Origin of the sequence: uncultured Thermosynechococcus sp., from assembly GCF_937958135.1 — a bacterium.
Lineage (GTDB): Bacteria > Cyanobacteriota > Cyanobacteriia > Thermosynechococcales > Thermosynechococcaceae > Thermosynechococcus.
Map to the genome: position 1 here is coordinate 39,048 of NZ_CALGOG010000015.1, position 15,782 is coordinate 54,829.

Below are 15,782 nucleotides of genomic sequence, written 5' to 3' on the forward strand. Positions count from 1 at the left end.
TCGTCGTGTAGTTCCCGAAACCTATGCTCTTGAAAAAGCAAGACTCTACAACAACGCTGCTGCTGTTGGCTATCCTGGCCTTTGCAGCCGTCCAGCTCTGGACTTTTGACTGGCGAAATCTCCTCCCCAACCTTTTGGGCACTTGGAATGCCGGCAAGGCGCTCTTTCGCACGGAGGGCACCAGCCCAGAGGCACTGCTGTTGCCAGCTTGTCTGTGGGCAGCAATTGTTTTACTGATTAAAGAACTCTGGCCGCAGCCCACTACCCTAGCTCGGCTCCTGGTTACGGGCGGGACACTCTTCTTTGGGGTGCGCTATGAACTCTGGCGAGTCTTTTACAGTCTTAACCTCGATGATCCCGTTAACGGCATCCTTTCTGTCAGTCTCTTTTTGGCAGAACTCCTGATGGTGTTCAACACGTTGGCCTTCTTTTTTCACTGTAGTTTTACAATCAACCGCAGTCCAGAGGCCGATCGCTACGAGCAGGATGTCGTCAGTGGCAGGTACCAACCTTGGGTGGATGTGATTCTGCCCACCTACAACGAGGGCGTGGACATTCTCCGCCGCTCGGTCATTGCCTGCCAAGCCATGGACTATCCCAACAAACGCATTTATCTTTTGGACGATACCCGTCGTCCCCACGTGCGTGCCTTGGCTGCTGAATTGGGCTGTGAATATCGCGATCGCCCCGACAACCGCCACGCCAAAGCGGGGAACATCAACCATGCCCTGCCTACCCTGACGGGCGAATTTATTGCCGTCTTTGATGCCGACTTTACCCCCTGTCGCAACTTCCTCAACCGCACCATTGGCTTTTTCCAAGACCCCAAAACCGCCATGGTGCAAACGCCCCAGCACTTCTTTAACGAAGACCCGATTACCGTCAATTTGGGGTTAGAGGGAATTGTCAACAATGAGCAGAGCCTCTTTTTCCGCTTTATCCAACCCAGTCGTGACTGGTGGGATGCAGTGGTCTGCTGTGGCACCTGTTTTGTTATTCGCCGCAGCGCCCTCGACGAAATCGGCGGCATCCCCACCGATACGATTACGGAAGACTACATGACCAGCATGAAGCTCCAAAGTTTAGGCTATCGGGTGAAATACCTCAACGAAGCTCTCTCCGCCGGCATGTCTCCCGAAACCATTAGTGCTTACGTCAACCAGCGCCTACGCTGGGGCCAGGGCACACTGCAAATGTTGTTTGTGGGGGGTAACTGTTTTACCGTGCCCAATTTGCGACTCAGTCAGCGTTTTGCCCACGCCTTGAGCATTGTTTATTGGTTTTTGGCACTGTCGCGGGTCATTTGCCTCTTGGTTCCGCTGACGTTTCTGCTGTTCGGCACCGCACCCCTGCGGGCGACGATTAACGAGATTCTCTACTTCTACTTGCCCTACTACATTGGGAATGCCTTGAGTTTCGCTTGGTTTACCGAGGGGCGGCGTTCAGCGTTTTGGTCTGATGTCTATGAAACCATTCTGGCTTTTCCCATGGCAATTACGATTGTGCGCACGATAATTCAACCTCGCGGCAAAACTTTTAAGGTGACCCCCAAGGGGATCATTGATCCGCACCGCATTAATCCCAATTGGCCGCTCATCCGCCCCCTGTTAGTCGTGGCTGCCCTCACCCTGTTGGGCCTTTTCTGGCGTAGCCGCCCTCTCCAGGACACAGTTGTGAACCCAGATAGCTTGGCAGTCAATATCTTTTGGAGTGTCTATAACTTAGGGTTGTTGCTCATCTCAATCATGGTGGCCATTGATGTGCCGCAGCGACGCTTTACCCGTTTTGATCGCCGTGAATCTTGTGCTCTACTGGCACGTTCAGAAAACTGCCAGGTAAAGTTAGACGGCAAATCCTTCACAGGTTATACCACTGACATGAGTGAAGGCGGTGCCCGTCTCCATTTATGGTCTGAAGATTTCTCCAGTCAAGAACTGGCTGCCTGTCTTAGGGGCGCTAAAGGGTATTTGTCCTTTTTGCCGCCGGGGGAGCTAGCAGACCTAACGCTAGAAGTTACTGTTCGCTGGTGTGTCCCCTTGCGCCCGGAATCTGCCCAAGGGAAAGGAGGAAGAGTAGCCGTAGGCCTTCTGTTTTCAGAACTGTCCTTGGCGCAGCAGCGCCGCTTGATTCCCTATCTCTACTGTCAGCCTAGTCAATGGCAAGAAGTGCGTGCTCCTGAGCTAAAAACCGCTTGGGCCATGCTCCAAAGTCTCTTTCGATTACATCCCTTAGCCGAGAGCCGCTAGCTATTGAGAAGTGTGAGGAGGTTTTGAATCGCCAGACTGGTGTTCTGAATTGCTGCACGAATGTTGGCATTTTTCGGTTCAGCTTGCAGCAGATAGGCCAAGCTAGATTGGAGATAGGTGAGCGCCATCTGCACGTTGGGATCGATGGGTTGGTAGGTTTGAGAGGGATATGGCTGCCCATAACTGGGATAGCCAACGGAGTGCTCGTAGTGCGCTCCCGGATACCCCTGGGAGTAGTCATAGGTGGGATAGGGATAGCCGATAGAGTGCTCATAGTTCGCCGCCGGGTACCCTTGGGAGTAGTCATAGTTGGGATAGGGATAGCCAACGGCGTGCTCGGAGTTCACCGCCGGATACCCTTGAGTCGCTTCACCAGGTGGCGCAGGGTCAGGAGAGGCTGGGGCTGCAACCCCAGGTACTGATGGCGCCGGGGATAAAGTCACAGTCTGTTCTTTGTCCGCCGGTTCGTCCGTAGGGGAGGGCATGGGTGTTGCTTCAGCACCACGGGCTTTAGGGGCAATCAGTTCTGTGGCCTCGAGGATTTGGGTAGGAGCGCTGTCAATTTCTCCCATACGTTCTCCCCGTTTGTAGGCACTGATCTGGCTGGGACTCTCAGCGGTCTCTTTTTCCTCCTTTTTCAGCCACACCAGAAAGTCCGAGGCACTGTAGGTGACTTCTCCCCCTAGGGTACGAATAGCTACAAAGCCATTGGCGACACTGACGCTTTGAACGGGATACCAAGTGCCCCGGTAGAGAATCATTGCGTCCATGGCGAGGGAGCTGCCCCCCGAAAGAGCATTGCGTCGCTTCCCCCGTGCCCAGCGATCTTTCCAGAGCACGCCTGCTTCGGTGTATTGCACAACATAGCCTTCAGGAACAGTGCGATGTTCATAACGCAAAAAGCCGGGGGTTTGGGCAACACCCACTTGAAAAATTCCGTAATCCACCATTACTTCTTGAACGAGAGGCCGATAGGGGGAGGCATCCCGTACTTCAATGGCAAGGGTGGGGGCATCTATTTTCACCCGAGCAACTATGCCATCCCGGTAGGAAATTAACTGAACTTCATCAAATGTTGTTTCCACGCGCAGGTGCCGATTCGAGAGCATTCGCGAATTGTGCTGAATCAAATCTTTAATAAATTGGTCTATTAATTCGCGATCGCCCATCGTTGTTGCTTTGAATCACGGCAAGAAAATTGCCCGCCCCTGCGCCTGCGATGCCCTCTTATTTCTAGTATATTCCCTATCAATTCCTGTCTATAAAGAGCCTTGATGGATGCCATTGGCGAGATGAACCTTTCTTTGCGGCGCGGCCACCTGGGAGTTGGGGAAGACTATTGCGGTCAGCTTAAAACTAAAGGCCTGCTGCAAACAACAGTAAATCTACGGATTAAAGTCCTGAAAATACTCCCGTAACCGCTGCAAGGCCCGACCCCGATGACTCACCTGTTGTTTTTCCCTCGGACTCATCTCAGCAAAGGTGCGCTGATAGCGAGGTACCCAAAAAATCGGATCATAGCCAAAACCGTTCTGACCACGGGGTGCCGTTAAAATCTCACCTAGGCAACGTCCTTCTGTAGTAAAAGCAATGGTGCCGTCGGGACGGGCGAGGGCAATGGCACAGATGAATTCAGCCGCGCGATCGCTCACACCGATCATTTCCCGCAACAGACGCTCAATGCGTTCAGCATCCGTGGCCCCATAGCGAGCCGAATAGAGGCCCGGTGCTCCTTGGAGGGCACGAACCGCCAATCCCGAATCGTCGGCGATCGCCCACTCTCCCATTTGCCGGGCAGCAATACTGGCCTTCAAACAGGCATTGCCCACAAAGGAATCGGCTGTTTCAGCAATCTCAATCGTGGGGGGCAGGGGCACTAACTCCCCAATCCACGGCTCTAACCAGCTTTGAAACTCTTTGACCTTACCGGCGTTGTGACTGGCTAAGACAGCTCGGGCAAGAATGGACATGGTTTAGGGACGACGCTGCAACTGGATATGATCTTGCCGCAAACTGACATCGAAGTGCTGGAGAAAATCCTGCCCTAAGAGTCCAAGGGTCATCTCAGGCCCGGCCACGGCAACAGGCAATTGCTTACGCTGGAATCCCCCAACGCTGATGGATTGGATATACACGACCGGCAATATCACTTGACCATTGGCTGTATGGAATAGCCGATTATCCACCACCTGCGCAGGGGTAATGCCTAAGGCCCGTGCCATGGGTTGCGTAATTACGGTCATACTGGCGCCCGAATCCACAAGCATCTCAACGGGCAGGCGTTGATTTAATATCACTTGAATCACGGGAATGCCCCCTTCTCGCCGGCGGATAGGGACAATGCCCCCAGGCTGAGGAACCGCGGTTGCCGTTGGCGGAGCAGGGGTTCGGGGTTGTTGTTGCAGTTGTAACAATTCTTGCCGATAACGAGCAAGGGCTGGCGCTTCCTGGGGATGGGCGCGAATCAGCCGATCGAGAATTCTCACGGCTGTTGCCCAGTCTTGGTTGGCGATCGCCCGATAAAAACTTTCTGGTAGCGCCACCGCCGGCACCCCCTTGGCCGGGGCAATCAGGAACACCATCCCCGCCAGTGTTGCCAGTGCCCAGTATCCGTAATGTTGGGTCATGAGTTTCTTCGTACCCTAGGATCAATAGTAGCGAGAGAACCGCCGGCTATTCCAGACTGGCCATGAGCACGCAACCTTCGCCGCAACTGAGTCCTGAAGACTATTTGGAATGGGAAGCCCAAAGTGGCGTTAAGCACGAATATATCCATGGCCAAGTATCTGCAATGGCCAGAGCTAGTGATGCCCACGTTACCCTAGCCTTGAATTTGGCCACCCTCCTACGACCCACTGTGCGGCAGCGGGGTTGTCGTCTGTACATGTCAGATATGAAAGTGCGGCTTGAGCAGCGAAATTGCTTTTACTATCCTGATTTGTTGGTGACCTGTGACCCACGGGATCAGCAAACACCGCTCTATAAATCCTTCCCTTGCTTGGTAATTGAGGTGCTTTCTCCCTCAACAGAGGCCTTTTTATGGGTTTGGCAGGCCTACTCTCCTCCAGAAGATTGGGTTGAATTCAAGAGCATTGGCTGGCAAGGCCACATATCGGGTATTTATGAGGATGTCAGCCTAGAATTGTAATCTCAATCAAAAGTTGGTGTGAATCGCCTCCATCGGGCACGCAGCCACACATTGCTCACAGACAATGCAGCGGGAGCGGGTAAATTGCAGCTGAAACGTCTCTGGATGTAGGGTCAGCGCCTGAGTGGGACATACCCCTGTACAGAGGCCACAGTGGACACAGGCCTGCTCATCAATGACAATTTCGCGGCTGGCAAGGGAAACCTCAATATTCTGCTGCCGCAGCCACTCTAGGGCAGCTTCCATTTGATCAATATCGCCGGCCAGCTCTAGAACCAGTTTCCCCACTTGGTTGGGCGCCACTTGGGCACGGATGATATTGGCCGCAATGTTAAAGTCCTTGGCCAAGCGATAGGTGACGGGCATTTGAATCGTCCGTCGGGGGAACGTCAGTGTAACCCGCTTTTTCACTGGTTGAAACGCCCAAACCGCTGTATCTTTAGTTTGGCATATTCATCCAATTTGAAGACCCATGCTCTCCAGGGGGCGATCGCGCAAGCCTGCCCTGCTCTTAAACCAAGGATTTTAAGATTGGGAAGGGGTGGGGAAAATCTCGCCAAGGCGTCCAATGTTCAGGGGAGTGTTGGGAAAGTCTATTTGGGTTAAACGGCGGATCAGCTGCACACTGGCAAAGTTTTGGTCAATGTGAGGAACCCCTTTGGCATCGAGGCGCACGGGAATGACTTTTCCTTGAATGAAGCGACCAGAACCGTCCAGTTCCACATCGAGAATGAGGGATTTACCCAGTGCACCGGCGCTGCTGAGGGTTTGATAGCCAACAAAGTTTCCTAGGGAGTAGGCAATGAGGCGACCTTTGTACAATTCCAAGGCACGGGGGACATGGGGGCCATGCCCTAGGATTAAATCGGCGCCGTTGTCTATCATGGTGCGGGCAAACTGCACCACATTGCCGCGGTCTTCGCCGTAGAAGTACTCCGTGCGATCGCGGGTGTGAATCTGATCGCTGCCTTCGGCACCGCCATGGAAACTGACAATGACAATATCCGCGTTTTGCTTGGCTTTTTGAACGAGGGCAGCACTGCTTTTGAGGTCTTGAATGCGGTTCTGGCCATGGTAGGTGGCAAAGCCGATAAATGCTGTTTTCAGGCCATTGGCTTCAAGGTAGGTAATTTGATTGAAATCCCCAATGGCAGTCATGCCGGCCGCGTTGATGTGGCGAATCGTATCGCGAAATCCCTGCTCATTAAAGTCGTAGCTATGATTGTTGGCAATGTTGAGGACATGGAAACCGGCCTGGCGCAACACCTGCGCATAACCGGGGGGCGAGCGAAAGGCAAAACTGCGACCGCTACTGGTGTTTTTGAAGGGATGGGGATAATCGGTGAGGGTACCTTCGTAGTTGCCAAAGAGGAGATCGGCCCCCTGCAGATAGGGTTTCACAGCAGCAAAGAGCTTTTGCGGATCCGCAGGCAAGCGGTTGCTGGGAAAATTGGTGCCAAGGACAATATCGCCAACGGCTTTAATCCGCAAACGGCGATCGCTAGGGGCAGGGGGAATCAAAACCGGCGCAATGGCGGGGCTAGGTTCGGCAACGGGCGGCGCATCCACCCTTAGTTGATTTTGCAGCGTCAGAGCCAGAGTACCACTGCCGGCGATCGCCAGCACACCGAGGACAAAGGCATTCACTGCGTGGGGGGAGGAAGCAGTGACAGGGGGTGCATGATCTGTGCTTGCCCGCGGTTGAACAGGGGGGGTGGAGGGCAGAGTCTGCCGCAGGTCAATGGTCTGTGTCCATTCTGGCCATTCTTCGCCAACTAGCCGAGCATGGAGCCGCACACGCAAAATTCCTTGGGGCGCTAACTGCTTGAGACCGCGGGAAACAAAGGCAGCACAGGCGTGGGGTGGGAGCGATCGCGCTGCTTCAAACATAATCTGTAAACAGTCGCCCCGTCGTCGCACAAGGGCACGCACCCCCTTGGCCTGAAGCGTGCGGTTCATCAAATCGGCAATGGCCTCTGCTTGACCCTGCCGTGCCTGCTGCCAAATCAAATCAAGGGAAGCGGTCATGACCAAAGAAACCTCAGGCGATCGCGAGCAAACCTGTGGTTATTCTATGGGAAGTCAGCAATCTTGAAAGTTAGTGTCAGACCAATTTGACAAACGTCACGCAGAGGTTTCTTGGGTATGCAAGGCTCGCAACAAATCATGGCGGCTAATAATGCCCACCAGCTCCCCTTGGTCATCCAACACCGGCAGGCGACTGATGTGATGATTGACCATGAGGCGAGCCGCTTCGGAGATCGGCGCATCCACGTGGATGGTGTGGGGATGGGGCGTCATCACATCCTGTACCTGTTGACCCAGGGTTTTCTTGAGGTGTTGATGAAAAGACTCCGGTGACTCAAAGTAAATGATGCTTCCTAGGAACGTGATGTACAAGGGGGGTTCTAGGGGCGCTTCCCGTACAATCAGGTCAGCTTCAGACACCAATCCCACTAGTTTACCTTGGTCATCCACCACGGGAAGGCCGCGCACTTGTTTTTCTTCCATGAGGCGAACCGCCTCAGAAATCGGCGCATCGGCACGAATGGTAAAGGGGGTGGGGGTCATGTAGTCACGGACAAGAGCGGGCATAGTTAACCTAGGGAATGGGAGGACAGTTCGAGAGGATGATAGTCGCCATGCATTGCCAAATCGGGGCGGAGGCTCTGGGCATGGCGCAAATAGGCATGGTAAATCGGTTGATCGGGGTTGGGGGTGTTGAAATAAATCAAGCAGCGGATACAGCGGGGTAAGCCTCCCTCCACGTGCATTTGCTGGACATCGAGAAGGGGAATGTTGCGCCAATGGGGGCATTCCCGGGCGATCGCTGCCGGAAAAATCTGGTCTAGGTCACGGGTTACAGAAAAAGTAACACTGATGACTTCTGAAAAATCGAGGGCATTACGCCGTTCAATCTCACCGAGGAGTTCCAAAACTGCCTCACGGATTGCTGGAACTGAATTTTCAGTGGCGGTAGTTGCTCCACGAATTGCTCGGACGCGCCAGCCCACAGGTTACTCCTCCATTAAGACATCCGCAAGGGTACTGTATCCAGCTTAGGGGCGATAGAGCCAGAGGGGAAGTCCATTGGTGGCCATTTCAAATTCCAGCCAGTCTAAAGCCGCCTGCCACGGAAAGAGAACTTGTTCCTGCTGGCGCGGAAACAGTCGAGCTAAGGGGGACTTGGGTTCTTCAATGGTTTGCACCTTGGTTTTTTCCGGGTCGAGTCCTGCAAGTTCCGCCAGCCAGCGACGGGCATCCTCTTCGGTGCCTAGACGATCCACAAGTCCGAGGGCAAGGGCTTGCTCCCCCGTAAAGACACGGCCATCGGCAAAACTACGCACGGTTTCCACATCCAAATTGCGCCCCTCGGCCACAGTCTGGACAAATTGGTGATAGCTGGTGTCAATGAGGTCTTGGAGAATGCGGATTTCTTCCTCAGTCAGGTCGCGATCAAAAGCAAGAATGTCTTTATAGGGGCCAGACTTGATCACCTTGAATGAGATCCCCACCTTGTCGAGGAGCCGCTGGAGATTGTTGCCCCGCAGGATGACACCAATACTGCCCGTAATGGTGCCGGGGTTGGCCATGATGTGCTGTGCCCCCATACCGATATAGACTCCCCCAGAGGCGGAGATATTGCCAAAACTGGCCACGATTTTCATTTTTGGCTGCAAGCGCTTGAGGGCGGCATAGATTTCTTGGGAGTCCCCCACGGTACCACCGGGACTGTCAATGCGCACCAGCAGCGCCGGGTAGCGCCGTTGTTCAATAGTTTTCAAGGCCTTGAGGACACGGCGACGGGTGCCTCCAGCGATCACCCCTGTAATTTCCAGGCGAGCAATTTGACGATGGTAACCCCGGGAAAAAGGCCAAGGCATAGGCAGCAATCAGTTCAGTGACAATTGGCTCAGATTTCTAATCTAGCAAGGTTCTAGGAGGCAGAGGGCGGTAGCTGCTTCACCATGGCTGCTGAGAGTCCCTCTGTGCCATTGCCGATATACCACAGGGCTGCCGCTGCTTCGGCACGGGTGACGGGTTTCTGGGGCTGGAGCAAGCGCGTTTCTCCCCAAACGCGACGAATGTTTGAGAGATCTCCTGCCAAGTAGTCAGCAGCTACGGCATTGATGGCGGGGGGAGCAATCCGTTGACTGTCCTTGAAGCCCCAGGTTTGCTGAATGCGATCAATCGTGCTGGGGCTGAGCCGCCCCCGCTGATCGAGGGGCACTTTCCATTGCAAGAGGGTTTCGCGGGTCAGGGGAGCCTCGGGACGAAAGAAGGCACCCCCCTCCCCACTGAGGGGACTGGGTAAAAATCCCGCCATTGCCAGCCCTTGAATGTAGGGAAAGTCGGGATGGTCAGGGGGGACATCCTGAAAGACTGGCGTATCGTTGCGGTTGCCAAGGCGGATTTGCCGCGCGGGGCGATCGCTATAAAAGCGGTTGTAGGTGGTCACCAGCCAGCGGACAAACTGACCGCGACTGATAGGGGTATTGGGTTGCAGGCGATCGCCGGGGGTGCTGAGGACTCCCAGTTCTGCTAAATCGCGAACAGCAGGCTGTAGAGGAGCAGGAGTATCCTCTAAATCGGTAAAGGTTTGGGGTGAGGTGGTGTGGGATTGGGGAGGAGGAGGGGCGGCGGTGAGGGGGGTGTAGGCCACGGTGAAGGTTGTGAGGTTATTTTCCGGCACGGTGTTGATGGTAACATGCACTTCCAGTTCAGAATTGCGCCCCTTGAGGCTGACGGTATTGTCGGCCACCTGCTGCTCCACCAGTTGCCAGCCCGATTCTTGAAATTGCCGTGTGTAGAACTGCTGAATGGCGATCGCCGGTGCCCTTACTTGCCAGCGAGTTTCCGTGGTCTGCGGTGCCCCCGCTTGCGGCTGCGTACTCACAAGGATGGCATCGGGAAATCGCAAATTCGCCGGCAGCGTTGTTGTCGGTGCCGAAGGGGGCGTGGCCGGGGGAGGATTCCCCGCCCATTGCTCCGCATTGGGATCAGCGGCAAACCAATTTTGCAGTCCACTACCCTGGCAACTCCCGAGAAGCAGGGCACTCAAGAATAGAAACATCCATCCCAATGGGCGCGATCGCTTCAACGTTCTCTCACCCTCAACTGGCCGCCTCTTTGCCTAGGACTGATTTCAGTCGCCACAGGAGAAATGTCTGCCCCAACTCCAAGGGCAGGGGGGTTACCCCTTCAATGCAAGACTGTACCCAACCGTCACCCCAAGACCACTCCTGCCAGCCCTCAATGGCCTGCCGCAGCACTAGGACTAGTCGCTCTGCCGTGAGCAGTTCCACGCGATGTTCCAGTTTTAACCACAGGAATTCACTGGTGAAGGTCTCCCCCACTTGCAGGCGATCGCCTCTTGTCTGAAGCTGGAGGGGCCACAACCAGCGGCGTAGCTGGGCTGGCTGCGTCAAGTAATCCCGCAGTTGGTCTGCACTGGCTGCCACTTCAATGCGCAAATGGCTGGACTGAAATGTTCCTAGCATTGCTTTTCCTGAGCATCCTAAGAAGAGAGGTACGTGTAGCTGCGCAAGCTCCGCTCGTAGTTTTCTAAGAGGTGCTGCGCTTCCGCCAGGGTAATTTGCTGTTCTGCAAGGGCAGCCTCGGCTCGACGGCGGATTTTTTCCAATAGGGCATCCCCTTGGTACTGCACATAGCCAAGGACTTCTTGCATTGTATCCCCCCGCACTAAATGCTCAATTTCATAGCCCTTTGGCGTCAGACGAATATGCACAGTGTTTGTATCCCCAAATAGATTGTGGAGATTGCCCATGATCTCTTGGTAGGCACCGTTGAGAAAAAGGCCGAGGTAATAGGGTTCGTTAGGACGAAAAGGATGGAGTTCTAAGACCGATTTCACATCCCGCAGATCAATGAACCGGTCAATTTTGCCGTCGCTGTCGCAGGTGAGATCGGCAAGGATGCCCCGCTCTGTGGGTTCTTCATCAAGGCGGTGAATGGGCATGATGGGAAACAGTTGATCAATGGCCCAGCTATCGGGCACCGATTGAAACACCGACAGATTGATGTAGTAGATGGAAGCCATGATTTTCTCAAGATCTTCTAGATCATCGGGCACGTATTCCTGCTGACGGGCAATGTCGAGGATTTTGGCACAGCAGGCCCAAAAGAGACTTTCTGCGCGCGCCCGCTCTGGTAAACTCAAGTAGCCAAAGTTAAAGAGGCTAATGGCTTCCCCCTTAAATTGCAGGGCATCGTTGTAGGCCTCTTGGTAGTTATTCTCGTCAATCGTTTGGTAAGTTTCGTAAAGGTTGCGGATAATCAGGTGCTCCTCCTCCGTGGCAGGTTCGGGGGTAATTTTGGGCACTTCACTGACCCCCAAGACATTGAAAATCAATACCGATTGATGGGAGGCAATGGCGCGGCCACTCTCACTAATCAGGATGGGATCGGGAATGCCCCGCTGTTGACAGGCGTCCTTAATGCCAGCGACGACATCACTGGCGTAGTTTTGCATGCTGTAGTTTTTCGAGGCATGGAAGTTAGTTTTCGAGCCGTCGTAGTCCACCCCCAAGCCACCGCCCACATCCAGGTAGTGCATATTGGCGCCGAGGCGCACCAGTTCGCCATAAATTTGCCCCGCCTCGCGAATGGCATCCTTAATGACGCTAATGGCCGAGATTTGCGAGCCAATGTGAAAGTGCAACAGTTGCAGGCAATGGAGCATTCCCGCTTCCCGCAGTTGTTCAACGGCAGCTAGGATTTCTGGCACGGTCAAACCAAATTTGGCGCGATCGCCAGCGGAGGTGCCCCAGCGTCCTACCCCTTGGGTACTGAGTTTTGCCCGCACGCCCAAAATGGGTTCAATCCCCAAGGTTTGGCTAACGGCGATGACTTCCGCCACCTCTTCCGGCTGTTCAAGGACGATGATGGCCGTGTGGCCAAGGCGGCGGGCAAGAATTGCCGTTTCAATGTAGGCGCGATCCTTATAGCCGTTGCAGATGAGCAGGGCGCCGGGGGTATTGAGCATTGCCAAGGCAATGAGCAGTTCCGGCTTAGAACCCGCCTCTAGACCAAACTGGTGGGACTGGCCAAAGTGCACGAGGGCTTCAATAATGTGGCGCTGTTGATTGCACTTGATGGGAAAAACCCCCTTGTATGTGCCCTGATAACCATAGCGGGCAATGGCGCGGGCAAAGCAGGCATTTAGCCGCTCAATCCGATCCTCGAGAATATCGGAAAATCGCAGTAGCAACGGCAGGCCAATGTTGCGCTGCTGGAGCGCCTGCACCAGTTCGTAGAGATCCAACGACCCCCCGCGATCGCCCTTGGGAGAGACGGTGACATGGCCTGCGGCATTAATGCCAAAATAGGGTTCGCCCCAGCCCTGAATGCGGTAGAGCTGCTCGCTGTCCTCAATTGTCCAATTGCTGGTTTTCGTAACGGTCAATGCCATCGTGGGTGACACAGCAGCCATAGTGCGCTGTGAATGCTCCGCTGATAAGCGGCTTCCCAATCCTGTTACCAGAGAGGGAGGCGGCATTCTCGCCTACTGCCAGGAACTTTTGCCTTTGCAGCACCCCAGGTCATTTCTGCCTGGGGGTTTTGGGTTGAAGTGGTTCATGCCAACTTCTGGCCTGTTCCCTACGTTTATAAGTCGGGTAATGCCAGGGCTTACAGGTTCAGTTGTACCTTGCCAAGCAGGCCTTATATCTGCCCGAATCCCCAGAAGTCTTTCTGGCGGGCAATAGTGCCATACTCGGTTAGGGAAACTATATCACACCCGCCGCTAACTAGGGAATGACGCTTCCCCTTCATTCGTAGGATATGCGTCGGCATTGCTCAAACCAAACCCTGCTGATCCTATACTTGTTTTTGCCGGTGGCACCAATGCAATTGCGGTTCCGCTTTTCAGAAGCGTTCGGCTGACATGGTAGCATTAGGGATCGCTTCCCCTACCGCTGACCGCCATGGCCTTCACGAAAATTTTGATTGCTAATCGTGGCGAAATTGCCCTGCGGATTCTACGCACCTGTGAAGAGTTAGGCATTGCCACCGTGGCTGTTTATTCCACCGTAGATCGCCATGCCCTGCACGTGCAACTGGCGGATGAGGCAGTATGTATTGGCGAAGCCCCCAGTAGCCGCAGCTATCTCAATATTCCCAACATTATTGCCGCTGCCCTTACCCGCCATGCTTCGGCAATTCACCCCGGCTATGGCTTTTTGGCAGAAAATGCCCGCTTTGCGGAAATTTGCGCCGATCACAAGATTACCTTTATTGGGCCAAGTCCTGCGGCGATGCGTGCCATGGGGGATAAATCCACCGCCAAAAAAACCATGCAACAGGTGGGGGTGCCCACTATTCCCGGCAGTGATGGTTTGGTGCAGGATGAGGAAACCGCGCGGGCGATCGCCCGCAAAATTGGCTATCCTCTGATGATCAAGGCCACCGCTGGCGGAGGGGGGCGCGGTATGCGCCTCGTGCGCTCTCCAGAGGAGTTGGGACGTGCCCTGAGTGCTGCCCAAGGGGAAGCGGAAGCCGCCTTTGGCAATCCCGGCGTCTATCTAGAGCGGTTTATTGAAAATCCCCGCCACATTGAGTTTCAGATTCTTGCCGATAGCTATGGCAATGTCATCCATCTTGGCGAGCGGGATTGTTCGGTGCAGCGGCGTCACCAAAAGCTCCTTGAGGAAGCTCCCAGCCCTGCGCTGACCCCAGAGTTGCGCGCCCAGATGGGGGCAGCCGCTATCACTGCTGCCAAGGCTATTAACTACGTCGGTGCCGGCACGATTGAATTTCTCCTCGACGGCCATGGCAACTTTTACTTTATGGAGATGAATACCCGTATTCAGGTGGAGCACACCGTTACAGAAATGATTACGGGACTCGATCTAATTGCTGAGCAAATTCGGATTGCCCAAGGGGAACCCCTCAGTTTGACACAAGAGCAGGTACAGTTGCGGGGACATGCCATTGAATGCCGCATCAATGCCGAAGACCCCGAGCGCAATTTTCGTCCCCATCCCGGTCGCATTAGCGGCTACCTGCCGCCCGGCGGCCCTGGGGTGCGGATGGACTCCCATGTTTACACGGACTATGAAATCCCCCCCTACTATGATTCGCTGATCGGTAAATTGGTGGTGTGGGGGAGCGATCGCCCTGCTGCCATTGCCCGCATGAAGCGCGCCCTGCGTGAATGTGCAATTATGGGGGTGCCGACCACCATTCCTTTTCATCAGCAAGTGCTGGATACGCCTGAGTTCCGCAGTGGCATTGTCTATACCAACTTTGTTGATAAGTTCATGACCACATTGGGCTGGAACGTTTAATGCCTGGACAAGGAAAATTACTGATTGCAGCGAGTGGTACCGGGGGGCATCTCTTTCCGGCGCTGGCAGTGGCAGAGCAATTGCCCGAATACGAGATCCATTGGTTGGGGGTGCGCGATCGCCTCGAACAGCAATTAATTCCACCCCACTATCCCCTGCATACCGTCAACTTTAGCGGTGTTCAGAGCAAAACCCCTTGGGCAAAGCTGCGCCCCTTGGGGCAATTGTGGGGGGCTTTTTGGCAGACGCGCCAGTTGTTAAAACAGGGAAACTTTCAAGGGGTATTTACCACCGGGGGCTACATTGCGGCGCCGGCCATCCTAGCGGCTCGCAGTTTAGGGCGGGTTGTCCTGCTCCATGAAGCCAACGCCCTACCGGGCAAAGTTACCCGCTGGCTGGCTCCTTGGTGTACGCTGGTTGCCTTGGGAACCTCCGCGAGTTTAGCCTACCTTCACTCCAAACGGCTGAACCTACGGGTCACCGGCACACCGCTGCGTCCCGATATTCTCCATCCCGGCAACTTGGCGTTACCGATTCCCAAGGAGGTGCCTCTGATTCTGGTGATGGGGGGCAGTCAGGGGGCTGTGGCCCTCAATCGCTTAGTGCGGGAAACAGTTCACGTGTGGCTTGAGGCCGGCGCTTGGGTGGTGCATCTGACGGGAACCAATGATCCAGAAGCCCAGAGCGTTCAGCATCCCCATTACTTGGTCTTTCCCTTCTTTGAACCCATGGGGCCACTGTTGCACCGCGCGAATATTGCCATTAGCCGAGCCGGCGCCAGTGCCCTGGCGGAACTCACCCTCACAGGAACGCCGGCGCTATTAATTCCCTATCCCCATGCGGCTGAGGATCATCAAACAGTCAATGCTAAAGTGCTGGTGAGTGCGGGTGCCGCTGAAATGATCCCGCAATCGGCATTGACGGGCGATCGCCTCGGACGGATCATTTTAGAATGGCTAGGGCAGCCGCAAAAATTACAAGCTATGGCAGAGAAGGCCCGCCAACTGGCCATGCCCCACAGCACTCAGCAGGTCGCTGACCTCATTCGCACACTGATGCCCGCCCCCTAGGAAATACGCT

Annotated in this window: 15 protein-coding genes; 4 read left to right on the top strand and 11 right to left on the bottom strand. The window is 54.7% G+C overall.

The window, feature by feature from the left end; genetic code table 11:
* Nucleotides 1-23 precede the first annotated feature (23 nt).
* Nucleotides 24-2,246 carry a glycosyltransferase gene (locus Q0711_RS02095; protein WP_298615194.1) on the top strand — a complete coding sequence of 741 codons (2,223 nt, stop codon included), beginning with the start codon at nt 24-26 and terminating at the stop codon, nt 2,244-2,246.
* Here the strand turns inward: Q0711_RS02095 and Q0711_RS02100 are convergent.
* The 3 genes from Q0711_RS02100 to Q0711_RS02110 form a co-directional block, all read right to left on the bottom strand.
* Nucleotides 2,243-3,415, bottom strand: coding sequence for a hypothetical protein (locus Q0711_RS02100; RefSeq protein ID WP_299041448.1), 1,173 nt, complete (start codon nt 3,413-3,415; stop codon nt 2,243-2,245). The two genes, Q0711_RS02095 and Q0711_RS02100, sit on opposite strands and share 4 nt — an antisense overlap.
* Before the next feature lie 216 nt (nt 3,416-3,631).
* Nucleotides 3,632-4,216: an RdgB/HAM1 family non-canonical purine NTP pyrophosphatase gene (rdgB, locus tag Q0711_RS02105; protein WP_298615198.1), complete on the bottom strand. Its 585-nt coding sequence runs from the start codon at nt 4,214-4,216 to the stop codon at nt 3,632-3,634.
* 3 nt (nt 4,217-4,219) lie between these two features.
* Nucleotides 4,220-4,873 carry a retropepsin-like aspartic protease gene (locus tag Q0711_RS02110; protein ID WP_298615201.1) on the bottom strand — a complete coding sequence of 218 codons (654 nt, stop codon included), beginning with the start codon at nt 4,871-4,873 and terminating at the stop codon, nt 4,220-4,222.
* 62 nt (nt 4,874-4,935) lie between these two features.
* On the opposite strand from Q0711_RS02110, the gene Q0711_RS02115 reads away from it, so the two are divergent.
* Complete coding sequence (locus Q0711_RS02115) at nt 4,936-5,394, top strand: Uma2 family endonuclease (protein WP_298615203.1); 459 nt, start codon at nt 4,936-4,938, stop codon at nt 5,392-5,394.
* Between the two features lie 6 nt (nt 5,395-5,400).
* Here the strand turns inward: Q0711_RS02115 and Q0711_RS02120 are convergent, their stop codons facing one another.
* The 8 genes from Q0711_RS02120 to speA all read right to left on the bottom strand — a co-directional run bounded on the left by Q0711_RS02120 (nt 5,401) and on the right by speA (nt 12,826).
* Complete coding sequence (locus Q0711_RS02120) at nt 5,401-5,805, bottom strand: NIL domain-containing protein (protein ID WP_011057637.1); 405 nt, start codon at nt 5,803-5,805, stop codon at nt 5,401-5,403.
* Between the two features lie 114 nt (nt 5,806-5,919).
* Complete coding sequence (locus Q0711_RS02125) at nt 5,920-7,422, bottom strand: CapA family protein (RefSeq protein ID WP_298617152.1); 1,503 nt, start codon at nt 7,420-7,422, stop codon at nt 5,920-5,922.
* A 96-nt stretch (nt 7,423-7,518) separates the two neighbouring features.
* On the bottom strand, nt 7,519-7,989 hold the full coding sequence (locus Q0711_RS02130; protein ID WP_298615210.1) for a CBS domain-containing protein: 471 nt from the start codon (nt 7,987-7,989) through the stop codon (nt 7,519-7,521).
* A gap of 2 nt (nt 7,990-7,991) precedes the next feature.
* Nucleotides 7,992-8,408 (bottom strand): chorismate mutase, encoded by a 417-nt coding sequence (gene aroH / locus Q0711_RS02135; protein ID WP_298615212.1) that lies wholly within the window; start codon nt 8,406-8,408, stop codon nt 7,992-7,994.
* Between the two features lie 45 nt (nt 8,409-8,453).
* The gene (sppA, locus tag Q0711_RS02140; protein ID WP_298615233.1) at nt 8,454-9,278 is read right to left on the bottom strand and encodes a signal peptide peptidase SppA; all 825 of its coding nucleotides are present in this window, start codon (nt 9,276-9,278) and stop codon (nt 8,454-8,456) included.
* Nucleotides 9,279-9,331: 53 nt separating this feature from the next.
* Complete coding sequence (locus Q0711_RS02145; RefSeq protein ID WP_298615215.1) at nt 9,332-10,468, bottom strand: S-layer homology domain-containing protein; 1,137 nt, start codon at nt 10,466-10,468, stop codon at nt 9,332-9,334.
* 40 nt (nt 10,469-10,508) lie between these two features.
* On the bottom strand, nt 10,509-10,895 hold the full coding sequence (locus tag Q0711_RS02150) for a hypothetical protein (RefSeq protein WP_298615217.1): 387 nt from the start codon (nt 10,893-10,895) through the stop codon (nt 10,509-10,511).
* 17 nt (nt 10,896-10,912) lie between these two features.
* Nucleotides 10,913-12,826: a biosynthetic arginine decarboxylase gene (gene speA, locus Q0711_RS02155; protein WP_298615235.1), complete on the bottom strand. Its 1,914-nt coding sequence runs from the start codon at nt 12,824-12,826 to the stop codon at nt 10,913-10,915.
* A gap of 514 nt (nt 12,827-13,340) precedes the next feature.
* Here speA and accC point away from each other — a divergent pair.
* Nucleotides 13,341-14,702 (top strand): acetyl-CoA carboxylase biotin carboxylase subunit, encoded by a 1,362-nt coding sequence (gene accC, locus Q0711_RS02160; protein ID WP_298615219.1) that lies wholly within the window; start codon nt 13,341-13,343, stop codon nt 14,700-14,702.
* Complete coding sequence (murG, locus tag Q0711_RS02165; RefSeq protein WP_298615221.1) at nt 14,702-15,772, top strand: undecaprenyldiphospho-muramoylpentapeptide beta-N-acetylglucosaminyltransferase; 1,071 nt, start codon at nt 14,702-14,704, stop codon at nt 15,770-15,772. The genes accC and murG overlap by 1 nt, the downstream gene beginning before the upstream one ends.
* The last annotated feature ends 10 nt before the right edge of the window (nt 15,773-15,782 follow it).

Coding starts and splice junctions, on each gene's coding strand:
- Q0711_RS02150 (WP_298615217.1), bottom strand. CDS start 10,895: ATGCTAGGAACATTTCAGTCCAGCCATTTGCGCATTGAAGTGGCAGCC.
- murG (WP_298615221.1), top strand. CDS start 14,702: ATGCCTGGACAAGGAAAATTACTGATTGCAGCGAGTGGTACCGGGGGG.
- Q0711_RS02145 (WP_298615215.1), bottom strand. CDS start 10,468: ATGTTTCTATTCTTGAGTGCCCTGCTTCTCGGGAGTTGCCAGGGTAGT.
- Q0711_RS02095 (WP_298615194.1), top strand. CDS start 24: ATGCTCTTGAAAAAGCAAGACTCTACAACAACGCTGCTGCTGTTGGCT.
- Q0711_RS02125 (WP_298617152.1), bottom strand. CDS start 7,422: ATGACCGCTTCCCTTGATTTGATTTGGCAGCAGGCACGGCAGGGTCAA.
- sppA (WP_298615233.1), bottom strand. CDS start 9,278: ATGCCTTGGCCTTTTTCCCGGGGTTACCATCGTCAAATTGCTCGCCTG.
- Q0711_RS02130 (WP_298615210.1), bottom strand. CDS start 7,989: ATGCCCGCTCTTGTCCGTGACTACATGACCCCCACCCCCTTTACCATT.
- Q0711_RS02115 (WP_298615203.1), top strand. CDS start 4,936: ATGAGCACGCAACCTTCGCCGCAACTGAGTCCTGAAGACTATTTGGAA.
- rdgB (WP_298615198.1), bottom strand. CDS start 4,216: ATGTCCATTCTTGCCCGAGCTGTCTTAGCCAGTCACAACGCCGGTAAG.
- Q0711_RS02100 (WP_299041448.1), bottom strand. CDS start 3,415: ATGGGCGATCGCGAATTAATAGACCAATTTATTAAAGATTTGATTCAG.
- speA (WP_298615235.1), bottom strand. CDS start 12,826: ATGGCATTGACCGTTACGAAAACCAGCAATTGGACAATTGAGGACAGC.
- Q0711_RS02110 (WP_298615201.1), bottom strand. CDS start 4,873: ATGACCCAACATTACGGATACTGGGCACTGGCAACACTGGCGGGGATG.
- accC (WP_298615219.1), top strand. CDS start 13,341: ATGGCCTTCACGAAAATTTTGATTGCTAATCGTGGCGAAATTGCCCTG.